Annotated in this window: 19 protein-coding genes and 1 pseudogene; 13 read left to right on the top strand and 7 right to left on the bottom strand. The window is 36.6% G+C overall.

What is annotated here, in order from left to right; translation table 11 throughout:
• The first annotated feature begins 553 nt into the window (after positions 1-553).
• The gene (locus JOC74_RS12930; protein ID WP_053604953.1) at positions 554-1,432 is read left to right on the top strand and encodes a helix-turn-helix domain-containing protein; all 879 of its coding nucleotides are present in this window, start codon (positions 554-556) and stop codon (positions 1,430-1,432) included.
• 63 nt (positions 1,433-1,495) lie between these two features.
• Here the strand turns inward: JOC74_RS12930 and JOC74_RS12925 are convergent, their stop codons facing one another.
• Positions 1,496-1,894: an HIT family protein gene (locus tag JOC74_RS12925; RefSeq protein ID WP_245212891.1), complete on the bottom strand. Its 399-nt coding sequence runs from the start codon at positions 1,892-1,894 to the stop codon at positions 1,496-1,498.
• Between the two features lie 65 nt (positions 1,895-1,959).
• Entirely contained in the window at positions 1,960-3,006 is a 1,047-nt protein-coding gene (locus JOC74_RS12920) for a zinc-dependent alcohol dehydrogenase (protein WP_053604951.1), read from the bottom strand.
• Between the two features lie 226 nt (positions 3,007-3,232).
• Here JOC74_RS12920 and JOC74_RS12915 point away from each other — a divergent pair, with 226 nt between their 5' ends.
• Positions 3,233-3,778, top strand: a complete 546-nt coding sequence (locus JOC74_RS12915) for a D-lyxose/D-mannose family sugar isomerase (RefSeq protein WP_098945257.1) — start codon at positions 3,233-3,235, stop codon at positions 3,776-3,778.
• A 19-nt stretch (positions 3,779-3,797) separates the two neighbouring features.
• On the top strand, positions 3,798-5,132 hold the full coding sequence (locus JOC74_RS12910; RefSeq protein WP_053604950.1) for an MFS transporter: 1,335 nt from the start codon (positions 3,798-3,800) through the stop codon (positions 5,130-5,132).
• Positions 5,133-5,193: 61 nt separating this feature from the next.
• On the opposite strand, the gene JOC74_RS12905 is transcribed toward JOC74_RS12910, so the two are convergent.
• Positions 5,194-5,706, bottom strand: a complete 513-nt coding sequence (locus JOC74_RS12905; RefSeq protein WP_053604949.1) for an MFS transporter — start codon at positions 5,704-5,706, stop codon at positions 5,194-5,196.
• A 61-nt stretch (positions 5,707-5,767) separates the two neighbouring features.
• Here JOC74_RS12905 and JOC74_RS12900 point away from each other — a divergent pair, with 61 nt between their 5' ends.
• The gene (locus JOC74_RS12900) at positions 5,768-6,103 is read left to right on the top strand and encodes a winged helix-turn-helix transcriptional regulator (protein ID WP_211086167.1); all 336 of its coding nucleotides are present in this window, start codon (positions 5,768-5,770) and stop codon (positions 6,101-6,103) included.
• A gap of 46 nt (positions 6,104-6,149) precedes the next feature.
• Here the strand turns inward: JOC74_RS12900 and JOC74_RS12895 are convergent, their stop codons facing one another.
• Together JOC74_RS12895 and JOC74_RS12890 are read right to left on the bottom strand one after the other, a co-directional pair.
• Entirely contained in the window at positions 6,150-6,347 is a 198-nt protein-coding gene (locus tag JOC74_RS12895) for a hypothetical protein (RefSeq protein WP_053604948.1), read from the bottom strand.
• Between the two features lie 912 nt (positions 6,348-7,259).
• Positions 7,260-8,855 carry a glycoside hydrolase family 32 protein gene (locus tag JOC74_RS12890; RefSeq protein WP_053604947.1) on the bottom strand — a complete coding sequence of 532 codons (1,596 nt, stop codon included), beginning with the start codon at positions 8,853-8,855 and terminating at the stop codon, positions 7,260-7,262.
• Between the two features lie 404 nt (positions 8,856-9,259).
• Between JOC74_RS12890 and JOC74_RS12885 the strand changes: the two genes are divergently transcribed.
• The 9 genes and pseudogenes from JOC74_RS12885 to JOC74_RS12845 all read left to right on the top strand — a co-directional run bounded on the left by JOC74_RS12885 (position 9,260) and on the right by JOC74_RS12845 (position 14,561).
• Positions 9,260-9,613 (top strand): YidH family protein, encoded by a 354-nt coding sequence (locus JOC74_RS12885; protein WP_053604946.1) that lies wholly within the window; start codon positions 9,260-9,262, stop codon positions 9,611-9,613.
• A gap of 136 nt (positions 9,614-9,749) precedes the next feature.
• Positions 9,750-10,229, top strand: a complete 480-nt coding sequence (gene rlmH, locus JOC74_RS12880; RefSeq protein WP_053604945.1) for a 23S rRNA (pseudouridine(1915)-N(3))-methyltransferase RlmH — start codon at positions 9,750-9,752, stop codon at positions 10,227-10,229.
• A 313-nt stretch (positions 10,230-10,542) separates the two neighbouring features.
• Positions 10,543-10,797: pseudogene (locus tag JOC74_RS23540) on the top strand (recombinase family protein); the annotation flags it as partial.
• Positions 10,798-10,825: 28 nt separating this feature from the next.
• The gene (locus JOC74_RS23535) at positions 10,826-10,975 is read left to right on the top strand and encodes a hypothetical protein (RefSeq protein ID WP_225970263.1); all 150 of its coding nucleotides are present in this window, start codon (positions 10,826-10,828) and stop codon (positions 10,973-10,975) included.
• A gap of 258 nt (positions 10,976-11,233) precedes the next feature.
• Entirely contained in the window at positions 11,234-11,419 is a 186-nt protein-coding gene (locus JOC74_RS12865; protein WP_053604943.1) for a hypothetical protein, read from the top strand.
• Positions 11,420-11,454: 35 nt separating this feature from the next.
• Entirely contained in the window at positions 11,455-11,766 is a 312-nt protein-coding gene (locus JOC74_RS12860) for a hypothetical protein (protein ID WP_225970262.1), read from the top strand.
• Between the two features lie 89 nt (positions 11,767-11,855).
• Positions 11,856-13,547 (top strand): DUF6119 family protein, encoded by a 1,692-nt coding sequence (locus tag JOC74_RS12855; RefSeq protein WP_053604941.1) that lies wholly within the window; start codon positions 11,856-11,858, stop codon positions 13,545-13,547.
• A gap of 119 nt (positions 13,548-13,666) precedes the next feature.
• Positions 13,667-14,149, top strand: coding sequence for a hypothetical protein (locus JOC74_RS12850; protein WP_211086166.1), 483 nt, complete (start codon positions 13,667-13,669; stop codon positions 14,147-14,149).
• A 241-nt stretch (positions 14,150-14,390) separates the two neighbouring features.
• The gene (locus JOC74_RS12845; protein WP_192841118.1) at positions 14,391-14,561 is read left to right on the top strand and encodes an antitoxin VbhA family protein; all 171 of its coding nucleotides are present in this window, start codon (positions 14,391-14,393) and stop codon (positions 14,559-14,561) included.
• Between the two features lie 280 nt (positions 14,562-14,841).
• Here JOC74_RS12845 and JOC74_RS12840 read toward each other — a convergent pair whose 3' ends face one another.
• Positions 14,842-15,081, bottom strand: coding sequence for a hypothetical protein (locus tag JOC74_RS12840; RefSeq protein ID WP_053604939.1), 240 nt, complete (start codon positions 15,079-15,081; stop codon positions 14,842-14,844).
• Between the two features lie 287 nt (positions 15,082-15,368).
• The gene (gene glnA / locus JOC74_RS12835) at positions 15,369-16,721 is read right to left on the bottom strand and encodes a type I glutamate--ammonia ligase (RefSeq protein WP_053604938.1); all 1,353 of its coding nucleotides are present in this window, start codon (positions 16,719-16,721) and stop codon (positions 15,369-15,371) included.
• Positions 16,722-16,761: the final 40 nt, after the last annotated feature.

The following is a 16,761-nucleotide window of genomic DNA, read 5'->3' as shown; positions in this document are numbered from 1 at the left end:
TGGGGATGATATGTTGATATTGTAAATTTTCTTCATATAAGGTTAATGTTTTTCGACAAATTGGAAAGAAAAACATACATAGCCCCCACTTCAAAGCGAAGTGGGGGCAGTTCGTATTTTTACATTTTATTAATATTGCACGTTCATCTGAGTTTATTTTTTATCAAGGATAATATACTTCGGTTTTATAGCTCGAAATCCTGCCTGGTATTGCTGAACACGACCATTTGCGAGACCCCTTTATGAATGTTCAACCTTTCTTACTTACATCCAAAAGCATAAAGTGCTGCGAAACTACAAAATGTTATGACTACTGCCATTGGCATAGCCGTTTTGGCTTCAACCAATTCCAACGATTGGTGCGGTAACAGATTGACCGTTCGATTCACCATCTTTATAAAGCAATAGCCTCTCCATCTATTGATGACTGGAAAAAAGTACATGTTCATCACGTTGAACAAGATCGTCCTACCCTTTGGATGAATATTCTCTTTAGTCACTAATAAATATGCTACAATTTCAATACATATCCTCAGAGAGGAAGTTGAAATTTATGGGATTGAGAGATAGTCAATGCCAAGTTTTATGGGTATCTAGAATTGATTATTCTAAGAATAGTGGGGTGAAACAACATAGTCATGATTTTTTCCAGCTTCTCTTGGTAATTGATGGAGAAGGGCTCATAGAAATTGGAAACGAAAAATATAACGTCTTAGCAAATCGTTGTTATATATTCAAACAAGGCTATAATCATTCGTTTTATTTTACAAAAAATACGATTACCATTGATTTTAAATTTACTCTGAGCAAAGACATCATTCAATTTATCCAGGAAAATAATGTAATTAATATTTATCAGATGAAGGATATTACTCCATTTAAGGAATTATTTAAACTTTCAATTTTAAAACTTGACGATGCAAATGCCTTGCTTCCATTTAGAATTGATGTCGGGTTTAAGAGTGCCTTATTAGGGATATTACAAGAAAACCTTTCTCAATATGTTGAAAACACTATTAATGTTCCTTTGATCAACACGGATAAAGGCTATCCTATGGTACAATATCTCGAGAAGCATATGCATACAAAAATGAGTCTTGAAGAAATGGCCGATTATTTTGGTTTTCATCCCCACTACCTTATCGAATTATTTAAAAAAAATACAGGAACTACACCAATGCAATATTTGCAAGCTCTTCGTTTGGATAAGGCAAAAGAATATTTGGAATTTACAACCCATACCATATCTGAAATTGCAGATTTCATCGGTTTGACAGCACCATATTTTTCAAGGTTATGCTGCGATCGTTTTGGCAAATCTCCAACTAAATTAAGAGAGCAGATGAGAAAGGTGGTAGGCAAAGATATTGTTTTAGAACAAGATTTCACACTCGATACTCAGCCATTAATTTCAAATAAAACACCTATATGAAAGGGCTTGCATTTCTTTCTATAAAAAAAGCCTCTGTAGTGTTGAGTTACAGAGGCTTCATGATTATGTTAATCCGTTTAAAATTCCCCCCTGTTTTAAACCAATTTTTATTTCGTGAATAAGATCATCGTAATTTTTTTGTGACAGATATTTTTTCGATTTAGGAGAATTAACAAACGCCTCACCCCATTCAGGTGAATCTTTTACCTTGGGTACAACATGAATATGCAAATGTGATACTAGATCACCGTAAATAGCAAAGTTGATCTTATCTGGATGAAAAAGCTGATCTAGCACCTTTGCTACATTTGAGATATCCTCTATAAAGTAATATCGTTCTTCCTGTTTTAGCTGAAAGAGTTCTCTCACATGACGATCAAATGCGATAATGCATCTTCCTTTATGCGTCTGATCCTTATTTAAGTAGAGAGTTGATACATTTAACTTTGTGATTTCTATCATTAAACTCTCCAATGCTTGATCTTTACTGCAATAAAAACAATCCCGATTCTCCATGATAAGCCGCCTTACTCATTCTGTGAAGCATTTACATCACAATCAATGATGACGTGAATGACATCACCACTTCGGTCATTCCGGAGCTTAAATGCTTCTTCAATCTTCTCCAACGGGAAGATATGAGTAATTGTCTCTTTGGTATTTACAAGTCCGTCAGTTACTAACCTCAACCCTTCTTCAAAAAACCTTCGATTATCGATATCACGCTTCGGCTCAGTCGATAAGATGTCCAATCTTTTTTTATGAATTTTAAAAAAATCAATAGGCTTGTGGCTCGTTCCAATACAACCATACATGACAATCCGTCCATTTTGCGCTGCAGCATCAATAGCATCTACCATGCCCGATCCTTCAAGCAGACACGGGATAACGACATCAAATCCATCTGGAAAGTCCTTGCCAACAATATCCATCGTTCTTGTGTCTGCAGCTGGCAATTTATAAGTGTGAGTGGCTCCATATTTTTTTGATAGTTCCAATTTTTCATCAAAAAGATCTGTTGTAACAAGATTTTTAGGACTATAAAGTCTAATCATTTGTGTCATGGCAAGACCGCTTACACCTTGCCCCATGATAAGCACATTCTTATGAGGAGAAATCTCTGCTCTTTCAGCAGTGTGAATAAGAGGAGGCAATACCTCTATAAGTGATCCTTCAATAAGAGGGAAATCCTTTGGCAATACTTTCACAGCAAATGGACTGCAGCATACATACTCGGCAAATGCACCCCAGACATAACGCAGGGAAACGTGATCGCCTTCTCTTAATCCGATCACATTTTTACCAATCTTATCAATGATGCCAGCCACTTCATGACCTAAACGAGTAGGATAAGTCAGAAATTCTGGTTCTCGTGCTCCTCGATAAACTTCAAGATCGCTGCCGCAAATACCAACCCATTTCACTTTGATTCGAACTTCATCTTCTGCAGGTTCAGGTATTAATGCACGTTTGACTGAAATTGAACCGAGATCCTCCATAACCGCACACATTTGTGTTCCAGGTCCATCTTTTTCAACTAATTGCATAGGTGGAACTGTCATTTTTGTTACCATGTTATGACCTCCAAGTAAAAGTTAATAGAATCAGTACATTCAGTTTAATGGAAACGCTTTTATTCATCCATATCGAAAATTCATGTCATTTTAAACAAAATTCATATGTTACATCCTAAATTTTAAAAACCTGAATTTTAGACAATCATATATGTGTTTCAGATATAGCCATAGCCAATACCTCCGAGATACAATGATCACAATCGAAATGAAAGGGGTTACATTCATGGTGAGCCGAAAAGAGTATGAATCAATAAAGCATGAATGCATGGATTTACTTAACAAAGCTGGTATTGTTCTTTCTCCTAGTGAAACCGAGTCACTAGAAATTGCCGATTTTGGTTTAGGTCGTATTCGCGAGCTTGGATTACAGTTAATTACCTATATCAATACGAATCGCTATTGTGCAAAAGAACTGATATTACTTCCTTTCCAAACGTGTCCGGAGCATTTACACCCGCCTGTAAATAATGAAAAAGGGAAAGAAGAGACATTCCGATGCAGGCAAGGTCTTGTTTACTTATATGTGCCGGGACCTAAAACAGAAAACCCGCATTCCGTAATTCCCGCTAATTATAATTTGTATTTAACAGTTTGGCATGAAATCACGTTGCATCCTGGAGAACAATACACGATTCAACCGAATACACCGCACTGGTTCCAAGCTGGGAAAGACGGCGCTATTGTTTCAGAATTTTCTTCAACAAGCACAGATGAAAACGACATTTTTACTGATCCAAATATAAACAGAATGCCAGTTATAACGGATTAAAAGAAGGAGGAGAGAAAAGATGGCAGTCTTATCACTTGAAAAGAGGACGATAAGGAAAGTAACATTACGAATTGTTCCATACATGTTCATTGCTTATTTAGTTGCATTTCTAGATCGGGTAAGTATTACCTACTCTTCAATGGGCGGAATGGATGAGGCATTACAATTAACTGCCAGTACGTTCGGTCTGCTCTCAGGGATATTTTTTATCGGATATTTTCTATTTGAAATCCCTAGTAATCTATTGCTAAATAAGTTCGGGGCGAGAAAATGGATTGGCCGTATCCTAGTTACTTGGGGGATTGTAACCGTTATAACTGCGTGGGTTGAAAGTGCTACTCATCTTCTTATTCTTCGATTTTTATTAGGGGTTGCGGAAGCAGGTTTTTTTCCCGGGATGATCTTGTATATTACTTTTTGGTTCAGACAAAAAGAACGTGCAAAGGTTGTCGCACTATTCATGACAGCTCCGCCAATTGCTAATGCTTTAGGTGCCCCTTTATCAACCTGGATCGTAGAAAATATCCATTGGGCGGGTATGCCAGGTTGGCGATGGCTTTTTATTTTAGCAGGCTTGCCAGCAGTTGTGTTAGGTATTATCACCTTTTTCTATTTAATTGATAAACCGGAAAAAGCAAAATGGTTAACATCGGAAGAAAAAGGATGGTTAAACTCGGAATTAAATAAGGAAAAGGAAAGTAAAATTAAGGTTAATAGTCTTTCAATGAAAGAAGTTTTTAAGAACAAGGTTGTCTGGAGATTTACTTTTATCAATCTCACCTTTGTTATAGGATTATATGGTATCAGTTTCTGGATGCCGCGCATCATCCAATCACTATCAGAACTTTTTACAGACGCAACCTTAGGATTTGTCACCATGATTCCGTTTTTATGTGGTGCAATTACTATGGTATTAGTAGGAAGAAATTCCGATCGGACGGGGGAGAGAAAGTATCACTCAGCGATAGGGCCTCTACTCGGATCGCTAGGTTTAATAGGAGTGTTGATTTCGCCTCATCCTATTGTTTCTGTCATTTTAATTTGTGTAACCACAGCCGGTTTGTATAGTTTTTCTGGTCCCTATTGGGCTTTCGCTTCATCTATGATAACAGCGGAAGCAGCTGTTGTTGGTATTGGTATTGTCAATTCAGTAGGTAACTTTGGTGGGTTTATTGGTCCTTATATGATAGGGATTTTAAATGATGCCACAGGGAGTGTGGTTTTTGGTATTGCTTTTCTTGCCTTGATGTTAATCCTTACAAGTATTCAGCTTTTAACGGTTAGGAAAGAAAAAATAGGAATAATTAATAAAGATCAACCATCTATTCCTAAAAATTTGCAGCAAAAAATGTAAGCGTTTTATTAATATGGAGGAAAATCAGGCTGTATTTCCAAAAGGAAAAACAGCCCGTTTGCTATGCCGTTTCAGAATAATTCCTTTTTCGTATCGAGAAAGAGACAATGGCCGCAGCCAACCCCAAAGCTATCGTACTGCTCGCTGCCCATGGATGATAAAGGACTGTGGATGCCGAATTCACAAGAATTCCCCCTAAACCTGCACCAATAGCCATTCCTAAATGTATAATCGATGTGTTCAAACCAAGTATGAAATTGCTTGACTGAGGTGCTTGTTGAATAAAGTACGAATTAATACCAGGAGCCGCCATAAAGATAAACATCATCCAAATCGTTAATAAAACCAATCCAATAGGCAGTATTGCCGTAAACATAGGCAGAAAAGCAAGAGCACCAAATGAAACTAAAAAACTAAGAGAAATCATGCGGACAGTTCCCCAAGCATCGACACCTGATCCATCCAAGCGTGAGCCGATTACTCCAACCACTCCTAATACAAGCATCATGAGACCGACACCAGAAGTATTTAAATGAAGGATAGTTTCAAAAAATGGAGTTAAATACGTAAACATGATTGAATTACTCATACATAAGATTTATTTGATAAACTAACTTTTGTTGGGAGGTGTCATTTTGGAAAGCTCTTTTGAAGAAAACGAAAAAATTTGTTCAAATATTTGTCAAGTCTTACAGATTATTGGCTCGAAGTGGTCCTTTCCGGTAATTGCGGAGCTGGCTCAAGGACCAATACGATACAATCAACTACAAAAAAAGATCGAAATCATCAGGCCGCAGTCTCTCACAAACACACTGCGCCAATTAGAACAAAATGGCTTTGTCCACCGGCAGGTTTTCCCAACGATACCAGTAACCGTAGAATATTCATTGACAGAAAAAGGCGAGGATTTCCAAAATGTTTTGAAGGAAATGGACAAATGGGCGTTAAAGTGGGTAGGTAACAATGAATAAGGGGCAAATACCAAAAAAGACGCCGGCATATCGGCGTCTTTTGCATTTATTTATTTTTAAGATTGAATAATTTCATGAGGGGATTTTTAAATTTATCGTTAATCCTCAACTCATCCATAATTATCTTCTCTTGATGGTCAGCAATCCATTTTTTTAGCTCTTGTTTGTCCTGACAGTGAGTGTAGTAAGTTTCTCCACACTTACCGACAGCATTTACAACGTATCTGCAAGATGATTTCCCCATGTTAGCCACCTTTACAATCAAATTATCACGTATGGATTATAACAGCTTCTGAAATGGTTTATCCACCTTTTTTTTAATCTTTTACAAATAATTTATTCATACTTTTAGTAAGTGGAAAACCAGGCGTACCGTGTGAGTTTTCTTGACACAATAAGCCGCCCCAAAAGGCTCTGGATCAGGCCATCAGCTATTAATTGAATGGATCAAGCGGGAAGCGGGCTGGACTGACGCTAAGCACTAATAATATGTATGCGAAGGGCAATGCAGTTTTTTCGAACAGCACGGAGTTTGGAAGGACGAAGAAGGAAATATAAAAGGAGAAGCTGATGTCTCTTCCCACATGAGAATAGAAAATGGAAAAGTAATGTATCTATCTAGATATGACAATGTGGAACAAGCGCTAAAAGATGCTAAGTTAACCAGTAAGGATCGAATACGGTGTTGATCAAGCAGTAAATGAGTATTATCATTTTGAAGCTGAGCTAGAAGGCTATGAATTCTGTAGGCCAAAAAGAAGTCAGAAAGCCAGGGAAAAGTCCTTCATAGAGGTTGTGAAGGCCAAAAAGGCGTAAGAAAGCCAGAAAAAAGTCCTTCATACGGGTTAACTTATCGTAAAGTAGATGCTTAAGGCGGCAGCCTCTCAATGAAATTGGTCTGAGTGCAATCTACTGATACCTTTTAATGAAGCACATTGATAAAAGCCTCAACACTTTTTTTATTTTTCATGATGGGCAAATAAACATAAGAAAAAGTTCGGGCAAAGGATTGTTTTTTTAATTGTATAATTGAGTCCCCCAAAACTCGTCAAAAAGCCTTTGCTCAATAAGAGCGAAGGCTTCTTTTTTACCAGATCCTAAGGAGGTCCATTATAGTACAAGTGCCAATTCTGACACGTGTATTTTATAACTTTATCTATTTATCCCAAGTGCTACCTAATTTGTATACATCCAAAGAAGTTATCTTAACATCTCCATCTTTTGAATAGATCTCTAATCCATCACTACTAGGGTCAGGGAAAATTTGATTGGTCAGAACCCTTTCACCATCGTTTCCAAAAACTTCAACGGAAGAACGATCAATGAAAATATGCATCTTAATTTTATTGTCCTCTGAATCTAATGGGGCTGTATAAACACCGGCGAAGTCTTCACTGAAGTCAGTTCGTCCAGATTTTCTCCGATCAACAAATAGTTCTCTCTTCTTTGCATCATATCCGACTTTTGTGAACTCCCCGTGTCCTTTTCGAACATAAAAGCCAAACTCATCTGCTGAACCTAATTCAAACTCAGCTACAATCTCCTGTGTCTGTCCACTTATCTTTGGAATTTTGATATTCTCCGATTGAATCTTACGGTTTTTAAATTCAAATTTTTTATCCCTAATTTTCTTTATCTCATGTATTGGTTTCTGAGTGAGCAGGATCTCACCATTATCTGTCTTTTTTAGCCCCACTTCTCGCGGTATGGACATAGCACTGCGCCAAGGAGATGTAGGGATTTTTTCAGCATAATTCCAATTATTCATCCAAGCTATCCATACTCGTCGCTGATTCATATTGTCCCAAGATTGACTAGCATAGAAATCCTTTCCATAATCCACCCAGTTAATCTCTTTTGGCTCTTGCTTAGTTTTGAAGGTTTTCCCATCAAAATCCCCTATAAAATATTGTCCACCAGAACCACCTGCAACTGCACCTGGGTTAATATCTACGCCCAATACCCATTTTGTATGGTTTGGATTACCGTCTACAGGTATTTCAAATAGATCAGGGCATTCCCAGACACCTCCATGAGCACCCATTCCTTCACCAAATTCACTCTTATATTCCCATTCCTTCAAATTTGATGATGAATATATTTGTATGCGATTACCAGCTGCTACGACCATGACCCACTGTTTTGTATCCTCATGCCAGAAGACCTTTGGATCACGAAAATCTGCAATCCCCGGATTTTTAATAACGGGATTTCCTTTATATTTCTTCCATGTCCGTCCGTTATCCTCACTATAGGCAATACTCTGTTGCTGCGTATCCCCTGCATGAGTGAAAATTGCGACTAATCCGCCTGAACCTTTTTTAAAGAGTCCACTAGTATTATGTTTATCTACAACCATACTGCCTGAAAAAATCATCCCTAATTCATCCGGTTTCAAAGCCACATCGAGGTGTTCCCAATGTAAAAGGTCCTTACTAACAGCATGTCCCCAACTCATATTTCCCCATGTGTTTCCCTTAGGGTTGTATTGATAGAAAAGGTGATACTCTCCCTTATAATAAACCAATCCGTTAGGATCATTCATCCAATTCTGTTCGGGAGTGAAGTGGAATTGAGGGCGATAAATCTCATTATAATAATGACGGTTAGTATTCAATTGAACTCCGGGTAATTCCCCTAATCCTTTTACTTCTCTGGAATCATTGGCTATCGAACTCGTTGGGTACGAGAACAAACCAGCCACTAATGTCACAGTGGTAACAAAGGCTCCTAAACGATAATTTTTTTTCACATGCTCTCCTCCTTAATTGTGGATAAAACACCTAGGGTTTCTTTAGACTGCTAAGCTATCAATTAAAGCGCTTTCAATTAGTATGATATGTCAACCTGTATCATGTGTCAACCGGTTTCATAAATATAATATTGTCATTCAAAATAGGGACTTGGGATGAATGTTGAAGGAAAAACGTTTCGATAGGGATAAAAGCTTTTGGAACAGGAGGACTTGTTGGACCGGTACTTTTAGCAGGATTAGGATATTTTTAATACTCTATAATTATTTAAATAAGGAAATCCATTTGAAAGAGTAATCCTGTGCGTGCAAACTCCTGTAGCGTTTTTCTTAATTAAATAAGTGTTGTAAAATTATAGGTACAGGAGAGTTTGCTCCATACACCATGTGAAGGGAGACGAAAAATGGCAACCGTCGAGTCGAAATACATACAGCAGCATCTTGCAAATGAACGAACTTATCTGGCTTGGATCAGGACGGCGATCGCCATTGGCGGAGTAGGTTTCTTGGTTACGAACCTTCATTTTAACCCTGCTTCTGAAGTGAGTGATTGGGCAGATAAGATCGTTACGGCAATCGGATATTTATCGATCGTCTTAGGAATTTTTACATTAATTTTTTCAACGATCAGCTATCTCCGCAAACGGAAGCAGATCAATGAGCAAACCTTTGAATCCTCGCATGTGATTGTAGTGTTTTTGACTGTTTGCATGATCTTGGTTTTCTTGACCTTTTTTGCTTATTTGTTGCTGCGGTAAATGTTTGGGCTGCCAGGCAGTCCTTTTTTAATTGGAATAATTGTGATCACCATACTTTATGGGGTTATTTGGTTTTAGAGAGCCGTAGGATATAATGAATCATAAGAAATAACTACAAATGCAGGAGCGACGAGCAATGAAAATCACCATAATTACCGTAGGAAAACTAAAAGAAAAATACTTGAAACAAGGAATCGATGAATACATCAAACGCCTATCCGCCTATGCAAAGGTGGACATCATTGAACTCCCCGACGAAAAAGCCCCTGAAAACTTAAGCGAACAGGACATGAGAATCGTAAAAGAAAAAGAAGGCGAACGAATCCTCGCCAAAATCAACCCGGACGACCACGTCATCGCCCTCGCTATTGAAGGGAAAATGAAAACCTCAGAGGAATTCGCTGATACGATAGATAAGCTTGCAACTTACGGAAAGAGCAAAGTCAGCTTCGTTATTGGCGGATCTCTCGGCTTGAGTGACGAAGTATTGAAGCGGGCGGATGAGAAGCTGTCGTTTTCTAAAATGACGTTTCCGCATCAGTTGATGAGACTGGTTTTGGTGGAGCAGGTGTATCGTGGGTTTCGGATTATTCGGGGGGAGCCTTATCATAAGTAAATGAGGTTTCTATAGAAGAGTGGTCTTTTAAGATTGCTCTTTTTAATATTCCGCAAAAATACTAGGAACGAATGTTCGGTTTATCTATTGGCCATTTCGCTTGATAAGGATGAATTTAATGAATTTCTTTCGTTGCACTTGAACTAGTAAAGTCCCAATAGGTAAAAAAGTTTTTGAGTACATGTGCAAACTACTCATACTAGACATTTACCTTACCCGAGTCTCCACGTTGGAACAGGCAGAGGAAGGATACAGTATTGATGAACAGGTCCGGGTGCTGAGAGAAATGTGCGAGTGAGAGGGTTACGTTGTTCATAAAGAGTACGTGGACCGAGGGGAAAGTGGTAAGAATATCAAGGGTAGACCTGCTTTACAACAATTACTCCATGATGCCAAAAGTAAAGACTTTGATTTGGTGCTAGTTTGGAAGGTAAATCGCTTTTCTCGCAAAACAAAGGATTTACTTAATATTGTTGAAGAGCTTGAAATGAGAAACATTGTGTTTCACTTTAAAGGGGGGAGGATTCATCTATTACGGATGAGTTCTCTCCCCCTTTTTCTATTTTAATCGACTCATAAAAAGGAGCAAATAACATTTGAGAATTATTAATGTATTCAGAAATTACATGGAGGAGCATCACCCACATTTAGCCTGGAAGGACTGGAAAGCTGACGTTAAAACCCTTTCAGTGGATGACATAAGAAACGAAGAGGTAAAGGCTAATATTCCAGAAGAACACAAATAAGAACTGACTTGCTGGGTATTCTTCTATGATGGCGGAGTATCGAACGTTGTTTATTTGTTACAGGATAAGCAAGGTCTGAAGGATATCGGCATTGGTCTTTTGAACGATGGTAAACTTGTTAAGCCTATTAGCTTTGTGTGAAGAACTGGTTGTCAGAAAGATAGCACAATTAAATATTTTTACACGTCAGAGAGGTTGGCTCTAAAAGAGTTGCGTCTCTTTTTTCGTGCGTGATTTTATGGTAAAGGAGGTGATAGCATGACACCAATTGACTCATTTAAAGCAGGTGTGGCGTTTGGAGTATCCATCTATGTATTTATAAAGAAGAACACTTATTTTGGAAAAAAAAGGGGGATTAGTAATGCAAAACTTTCTGCTGGGAACAGTCGTTGGGATTGTAGTTTCTTTGGCAACGGAATTAACACAGCACAAAAAACCAAATAGGAGCTATCGATAATGAAAATAATAAAGATAAGATATTGGATGATTTTCAAGAAATTCAAGGTAATTATCAAGAGGAATTTATAGAGTATTTAAAGGGCGAATTTTATTGCTTATATGAATACTTAAGTAATGGTGAATCAATAGACAATTGTACCCTTTCTAACACCCAGACTATGGTAATATTAGAGAATGAAAGAGAATTGAAAATTATCAAAAAAAGAAGTTGTGATATAGAGTTTGTGGATGAAGAAAAGATACAAGATTTAATTACTCCAAGGATTGGTCTTAGACATGAACATGATATTCAGCTTCATTACTGTTTGAAAAGCATACAAAAAGCAATATAAGCTTCAGTCGGAATCAAGAATAAGGAAGAAATCTTCCTTTTCATGTGTAGCCTGCTAGAAGCTTAATACAAAAGGAAGGGAGAAAAGGAATGGAACTAAGTATCTATAAGCAGGTTACTACAAGGGAAGATTTTATTAAATTCTTACGAGAAAAAGAAATGCGTAGAATTGGTGAAAGTAAAACATATACAAGTAGAATTGTGGTAAATGAAGAGGAGAAAGTAGAGCAAGTAATTATTGATTTTTTCTTTAAGTTAGATTCCGAGGAGACAGTTGAAATAGAGTGGGCTAACTATTGGAGTGGTTTTTTTGGGGATGCCTCTAAAAAAACAAAAACTGTTGAATCGGCTTTTGGCATGATTATTCTTGAGTTAGATAATAATTTATATGCTATATCCTTAGGAAGAGGTCATAGCTACGCTAATAACTTTGCTGATATGGATTTTGGCTTCGATATTGCAGAGATAATACATGATGAAACTTCTATTGAAGTTAAATCAGCTAAGTTCTTTAAACAATCAAAGAATAAATCACTTACTCAGTATAATACAAATTCATACGTCACATCAGAAATTGGGGAAAGTCATGAATTGTTAGTAAGTAAGATTAATATTGACGAGAAATATTCTGGTTTCTTGCTATATTCGTATGAGGACAAGATGAGATTTGGTTCAGCTGTAAAACTTGAAATAAGTGATTATACTCCAAGGGATATTATCGATATCGTCCATGAGTTACATTATATATGTTTAAACGAAGAAAAATCAGGAAGCCTACCAAGAATGAATTTCCTGAAAAATAATGTAGACAACCAGCCTATGATTTCTGATTTAAATAGTATGCTATTAGACGCAATTAAGACGGTAGTACCAAGTGTGAGCCTATCATATTTTATGGAAGATGATGGAGGTATATTAATAGAACCAGCAAAAGAAGACAGTGTAGAGATGATTTATGATAGAAGAAGTTATTTACTTGATTCTTATTCAATTGAATCTATTGGTCAGAAACTTAATGAGATTGATTGTATTGATGTATCAAGGGTTTCAATAAGACCAAGGTCTGACAGAGGAAGCCAAATCAGCTTACTTAAAATCTTAGACTATAGTACTGAATATCGCAGAAAAGATTATTGTTTATATAAAGGAAAATGGGCAAGTTTCAATAAGTCTTATATGGATTTTATTGAGCGAGAAATAGTTAAGGTTAATGAGTGTGCAATCTTCATTCCAGGTTATAATCTCACTGATAAAGCCTTAGAAAAAGGAAGGGAGATTCAAGCATCAGATATAGAAGAGTATGACCAAGTTGCATATGCGGAATATCCTTTTAACATTTTCTTAAAGGATGAATTCAATTTTATTTTACTTGATAGAAAGAAGGGGCAACATTTTTATAAAAATGTTGAGTTTGCTGACCTTTATGATGTTAAAGAGAATGCCTTAATTCATGTCAAAATAGGAAGTACTCCTGATATACGTTACTGTATTCAGCAATCGATTCACAGTGCTGAAATATTTAATACCCAAAGTGATGCATTAGAAGTTCATGGTATAGATAGAGTTAAAAAAGTCTCAATGCTTTTAGTGCTACAGTCTGAAAATATTATTCTAGAAGATGGAACAATCGATTTTTCAATTAACAAATCAATTTACCTCAAGATAGAAATCATCGAGTGGTTAACAAAGATGAGGATGTTAGGATATATCCCTGAGATTTTAATTGCCAAGGATTTAAGAGAAACCAAAAGTAAGCCAAAGGAAGAGATTGCTACAACATAATGGAGCTTATTAGGATGTTGCAGCGGGGGTAGTTATCCCTTGGTTTCGAACAGTATTCTATAATTTAGTTAAATTTATTTGTGTTATATTTACTGACAATAACAGAGGAGGAATAAATTATGGAAGAACAAGTTATAAATTTAGGTACAAGACTTGCAGAAGCTTTAGGTAAAAGCTCGTATAGTTGGGTTAGTACTAAAATAACGCAAGCAAAGGAAAAAAAAGAAGAAGGTGAGAAACAACTCATTTATGATGAAATAATCTCTAATTTATTGCAAGATAAAATGGAATTAGAAATGGTAGCACGTGAATATAAAGCCCTATACGAAAAAATTACTATTAGCGACGATGACATTGAGCATCTTCAGAAAACTATTAAACATGTAGTTGAATTATTTAGCACTTCACCAACATTAAATAGCGGTCAAGTTGAAGTGTTAATTAGTTTAGTAAATAAAGACACCTTAAAGACAATGCAATTGTTGGGTTTTAACTATAAAGAAGCAATTGGACAACCATTGACTGAAGTATGCGCAAGTGCTATTCATAGAAGTTTAGGGGGAGGTAAAAATGGCGGTGGAAAAAATCAAAAAAATAGATAGTAAGAAGCTCTGTCATTAATAAGAAAAGTGAAATAGATGGACGATATTAAAATGTATTTTTCTTATAGTGAATTACCAAACCTACCCTTTTACAGAGCAGAAATATATAGAACCTCATTTAGATACATCACGGAGAACCGTATCATAAGTGAGGTTACTAAAAAGTAAGTGGTATAAGTGCCACTATAACATTAATTTTTGAAATTTAAAAAAGAAACTATATTAAATAAGGACTGATGAAATGAGCAACCAAAATCAATTAGAAAAAGCTGTCCGCAGCGCTAAAGCTTCACTTGCCGTTGAAGGGCTTTATGTAACAGCCGAAGAAGAAGCTCTTATTCTAGAACATCTAGAAGGCAAAATTACAGAAGAAGAATTTCATAAACGAGCGTTAGAGCTAATCAATAAGTAAGCCTGTTTCTCAAAATTTGAGAATGGGTTATGTTCACATCTATCTACCGACTAGAGGATTGGTTCTGGATAGAATGAGTAAATTGGAGAAAAACGAAAAACGATGATTTTGTTTCTCAGGTTTTTTTGGACTATTTCCCAAAAACAAAATCATCGCTAATCGCATAAAATAGTTGTACTTGAGGGTTGTAGTGCAAATCACTTAATTTAAAGGTAGTTTCTTAAGTTCCAAAATCAAAAGAAATATTCATTATGCATTCTCTACTCACTTATATTATGGGCTATCCCGGAACTTGTATCTCTTTTCCTAGTTTTTTTAATATGATAAAAGCAAAATAGAAAACAAAAAAATCAAACAACAAATTCCATACTTTAAAACTAATTAGCCAACCTCCATAATAAGCTAACCACTGAGCCGGAAATCCCAAAAAATAGTGAGACTCTTCAATTTGAATCCCAATTCTAGGAACCAAAGAAAAGATAACAACTGTAATGAGACTGAGATAGTGTATTTTTTTCACAATATTCCTCTTTTCTATAAATCTTCTGCAATGGCAAAATCCTCTGACACCTCATAAAGGGTTCGCTAACCTGTAACAACGCAAGAACCAATGATGTGAATAATGCCGTAGTCGAATCCTTCCATTCCTCGCAATAGGCGTAAGAATTCAGCACCCAATCAAGGGTGAAACGAAACGTACATGCACTACTACAATTATACATGACCTTTTACAAAATAAATGAAACTGCCACATCCCCGTCGAATTCAGGGCTGTGGCAGTTTCATTTTCTTCTTTTATTTTGCAAATTAGAATTTATATTGATAGTTTTTAATTTCCCAATCATGAACAGTTGTGCGGTAGTCGTCCCACTCTGCTTTTTTCGCAGCTACATATTCATTGAATACATGTTCTCCAAGCGTTTTAAGACCAATTTCTCCAGCTTCCAATTCAGCAATTGCTGCTTCTAATCCAGCCGGTAAACTGTCAATTCCAAGCTCTTTTCGACGTGCATCTGTCATATGGAAGATATCCTCGTTGATTGGAGCGGGTGCTTGTAATCCTTTTTCTACACCATCTAAACCTGCAGAAGCAATGACTGCAAAAGTTAAATATGGATTAGAAGAAGGATCTGGACAACGTAACTCAACACGCGTACCCATTCCACGTGCTGCAGGAATACGAATTAACGCTGAACGGTTTGAAGCAGACCAAGCAAGGTAGCAAGGAGCTTCATAACCTGGTACCAAACGTTTGTAAGAGTTTACTAGAGGGTTTGTAATCGCAACAAAACCTTTCATATTCTCTAATAATCCAGCAATAAATGAATATGCTTCATTTGAAAGTTGTAATTCATCAGACTCATCAAAGAATAGATTTTCTCCATCTTTAAAGAATGACATGTTAACATGCATTCCTGAGCCGTTGATTCCAAAAACTGGTTTCGGCATAAATGATGCATGCAATCCAAACTGAGCTGCAATTGTTTTAACAACCCATTTGTATGTTATTGCTAAATCTGCTGCACCTAAAGCGTCAGCATATTTAAAGCTAATTTCATGTTGTCCTTCTGCAACTTCATGGTGAAGAGCTTCAATTGTGAATCCCATTGCTTTTAATGTTTTGAAAATTTCAACTCGAACTTTTTCTCCTAAATCTTTTGGAGACGGCTCAAAGTATCCGCCTAAATCACCTAGTTCTGTAGTTGGATATCCTTTTTCATCTGTTTTGAATAAGAAAAATTCTAATTCGGGACCAACAGAAATGGTATAGCCTTTTTCAGCAGCACGTGCAACTGTTTTCTTAAGAACGTTACGTGTATCGCCCTCAAACAATGTTCCATCCGTATTTGTAACAGAGCAAAGGAAACGTGCTTCTGCATAACCTTCTGTTTCAGTCCAAGGCATCACTGCGAACGTATTTAAATCAGGTAATAAGTAACAATCCGATTTATTAATAGGGGAAAAACCTTTAATAGATGAACCATCTAACATGATTTTACCCTCTACAGCATCGTCTAATTGATCTGTAGTGATCGTAATATTTTTTAAGATGCCTTCAATGTCAACAAATTGAAGATGTAATAGTTCTACATTTTTTTCTTTAATTGTACTCTGAATTTGTTCTACTTGTCCTACTTGTTCTAACGTAATTTGAGCCATGATATATAACCTCACATTTTCAGTTCTTTTTTCTCACATT

It is taken from the genome of Bacillus capparidis (assembly GCF_017832095.1).
GTDB classification, from domain to species: domain Bacteria; phylum Bacillota; class Bacilli; order Bacillales; family Bacillaceae; genus Bacillus; species Bacillus gobiensis.
The sequence above is the reverse complement of the archived record's forward strand: the minus strand, read 5'-3'. Positions and strand labels throughout refer to the sequence as shown.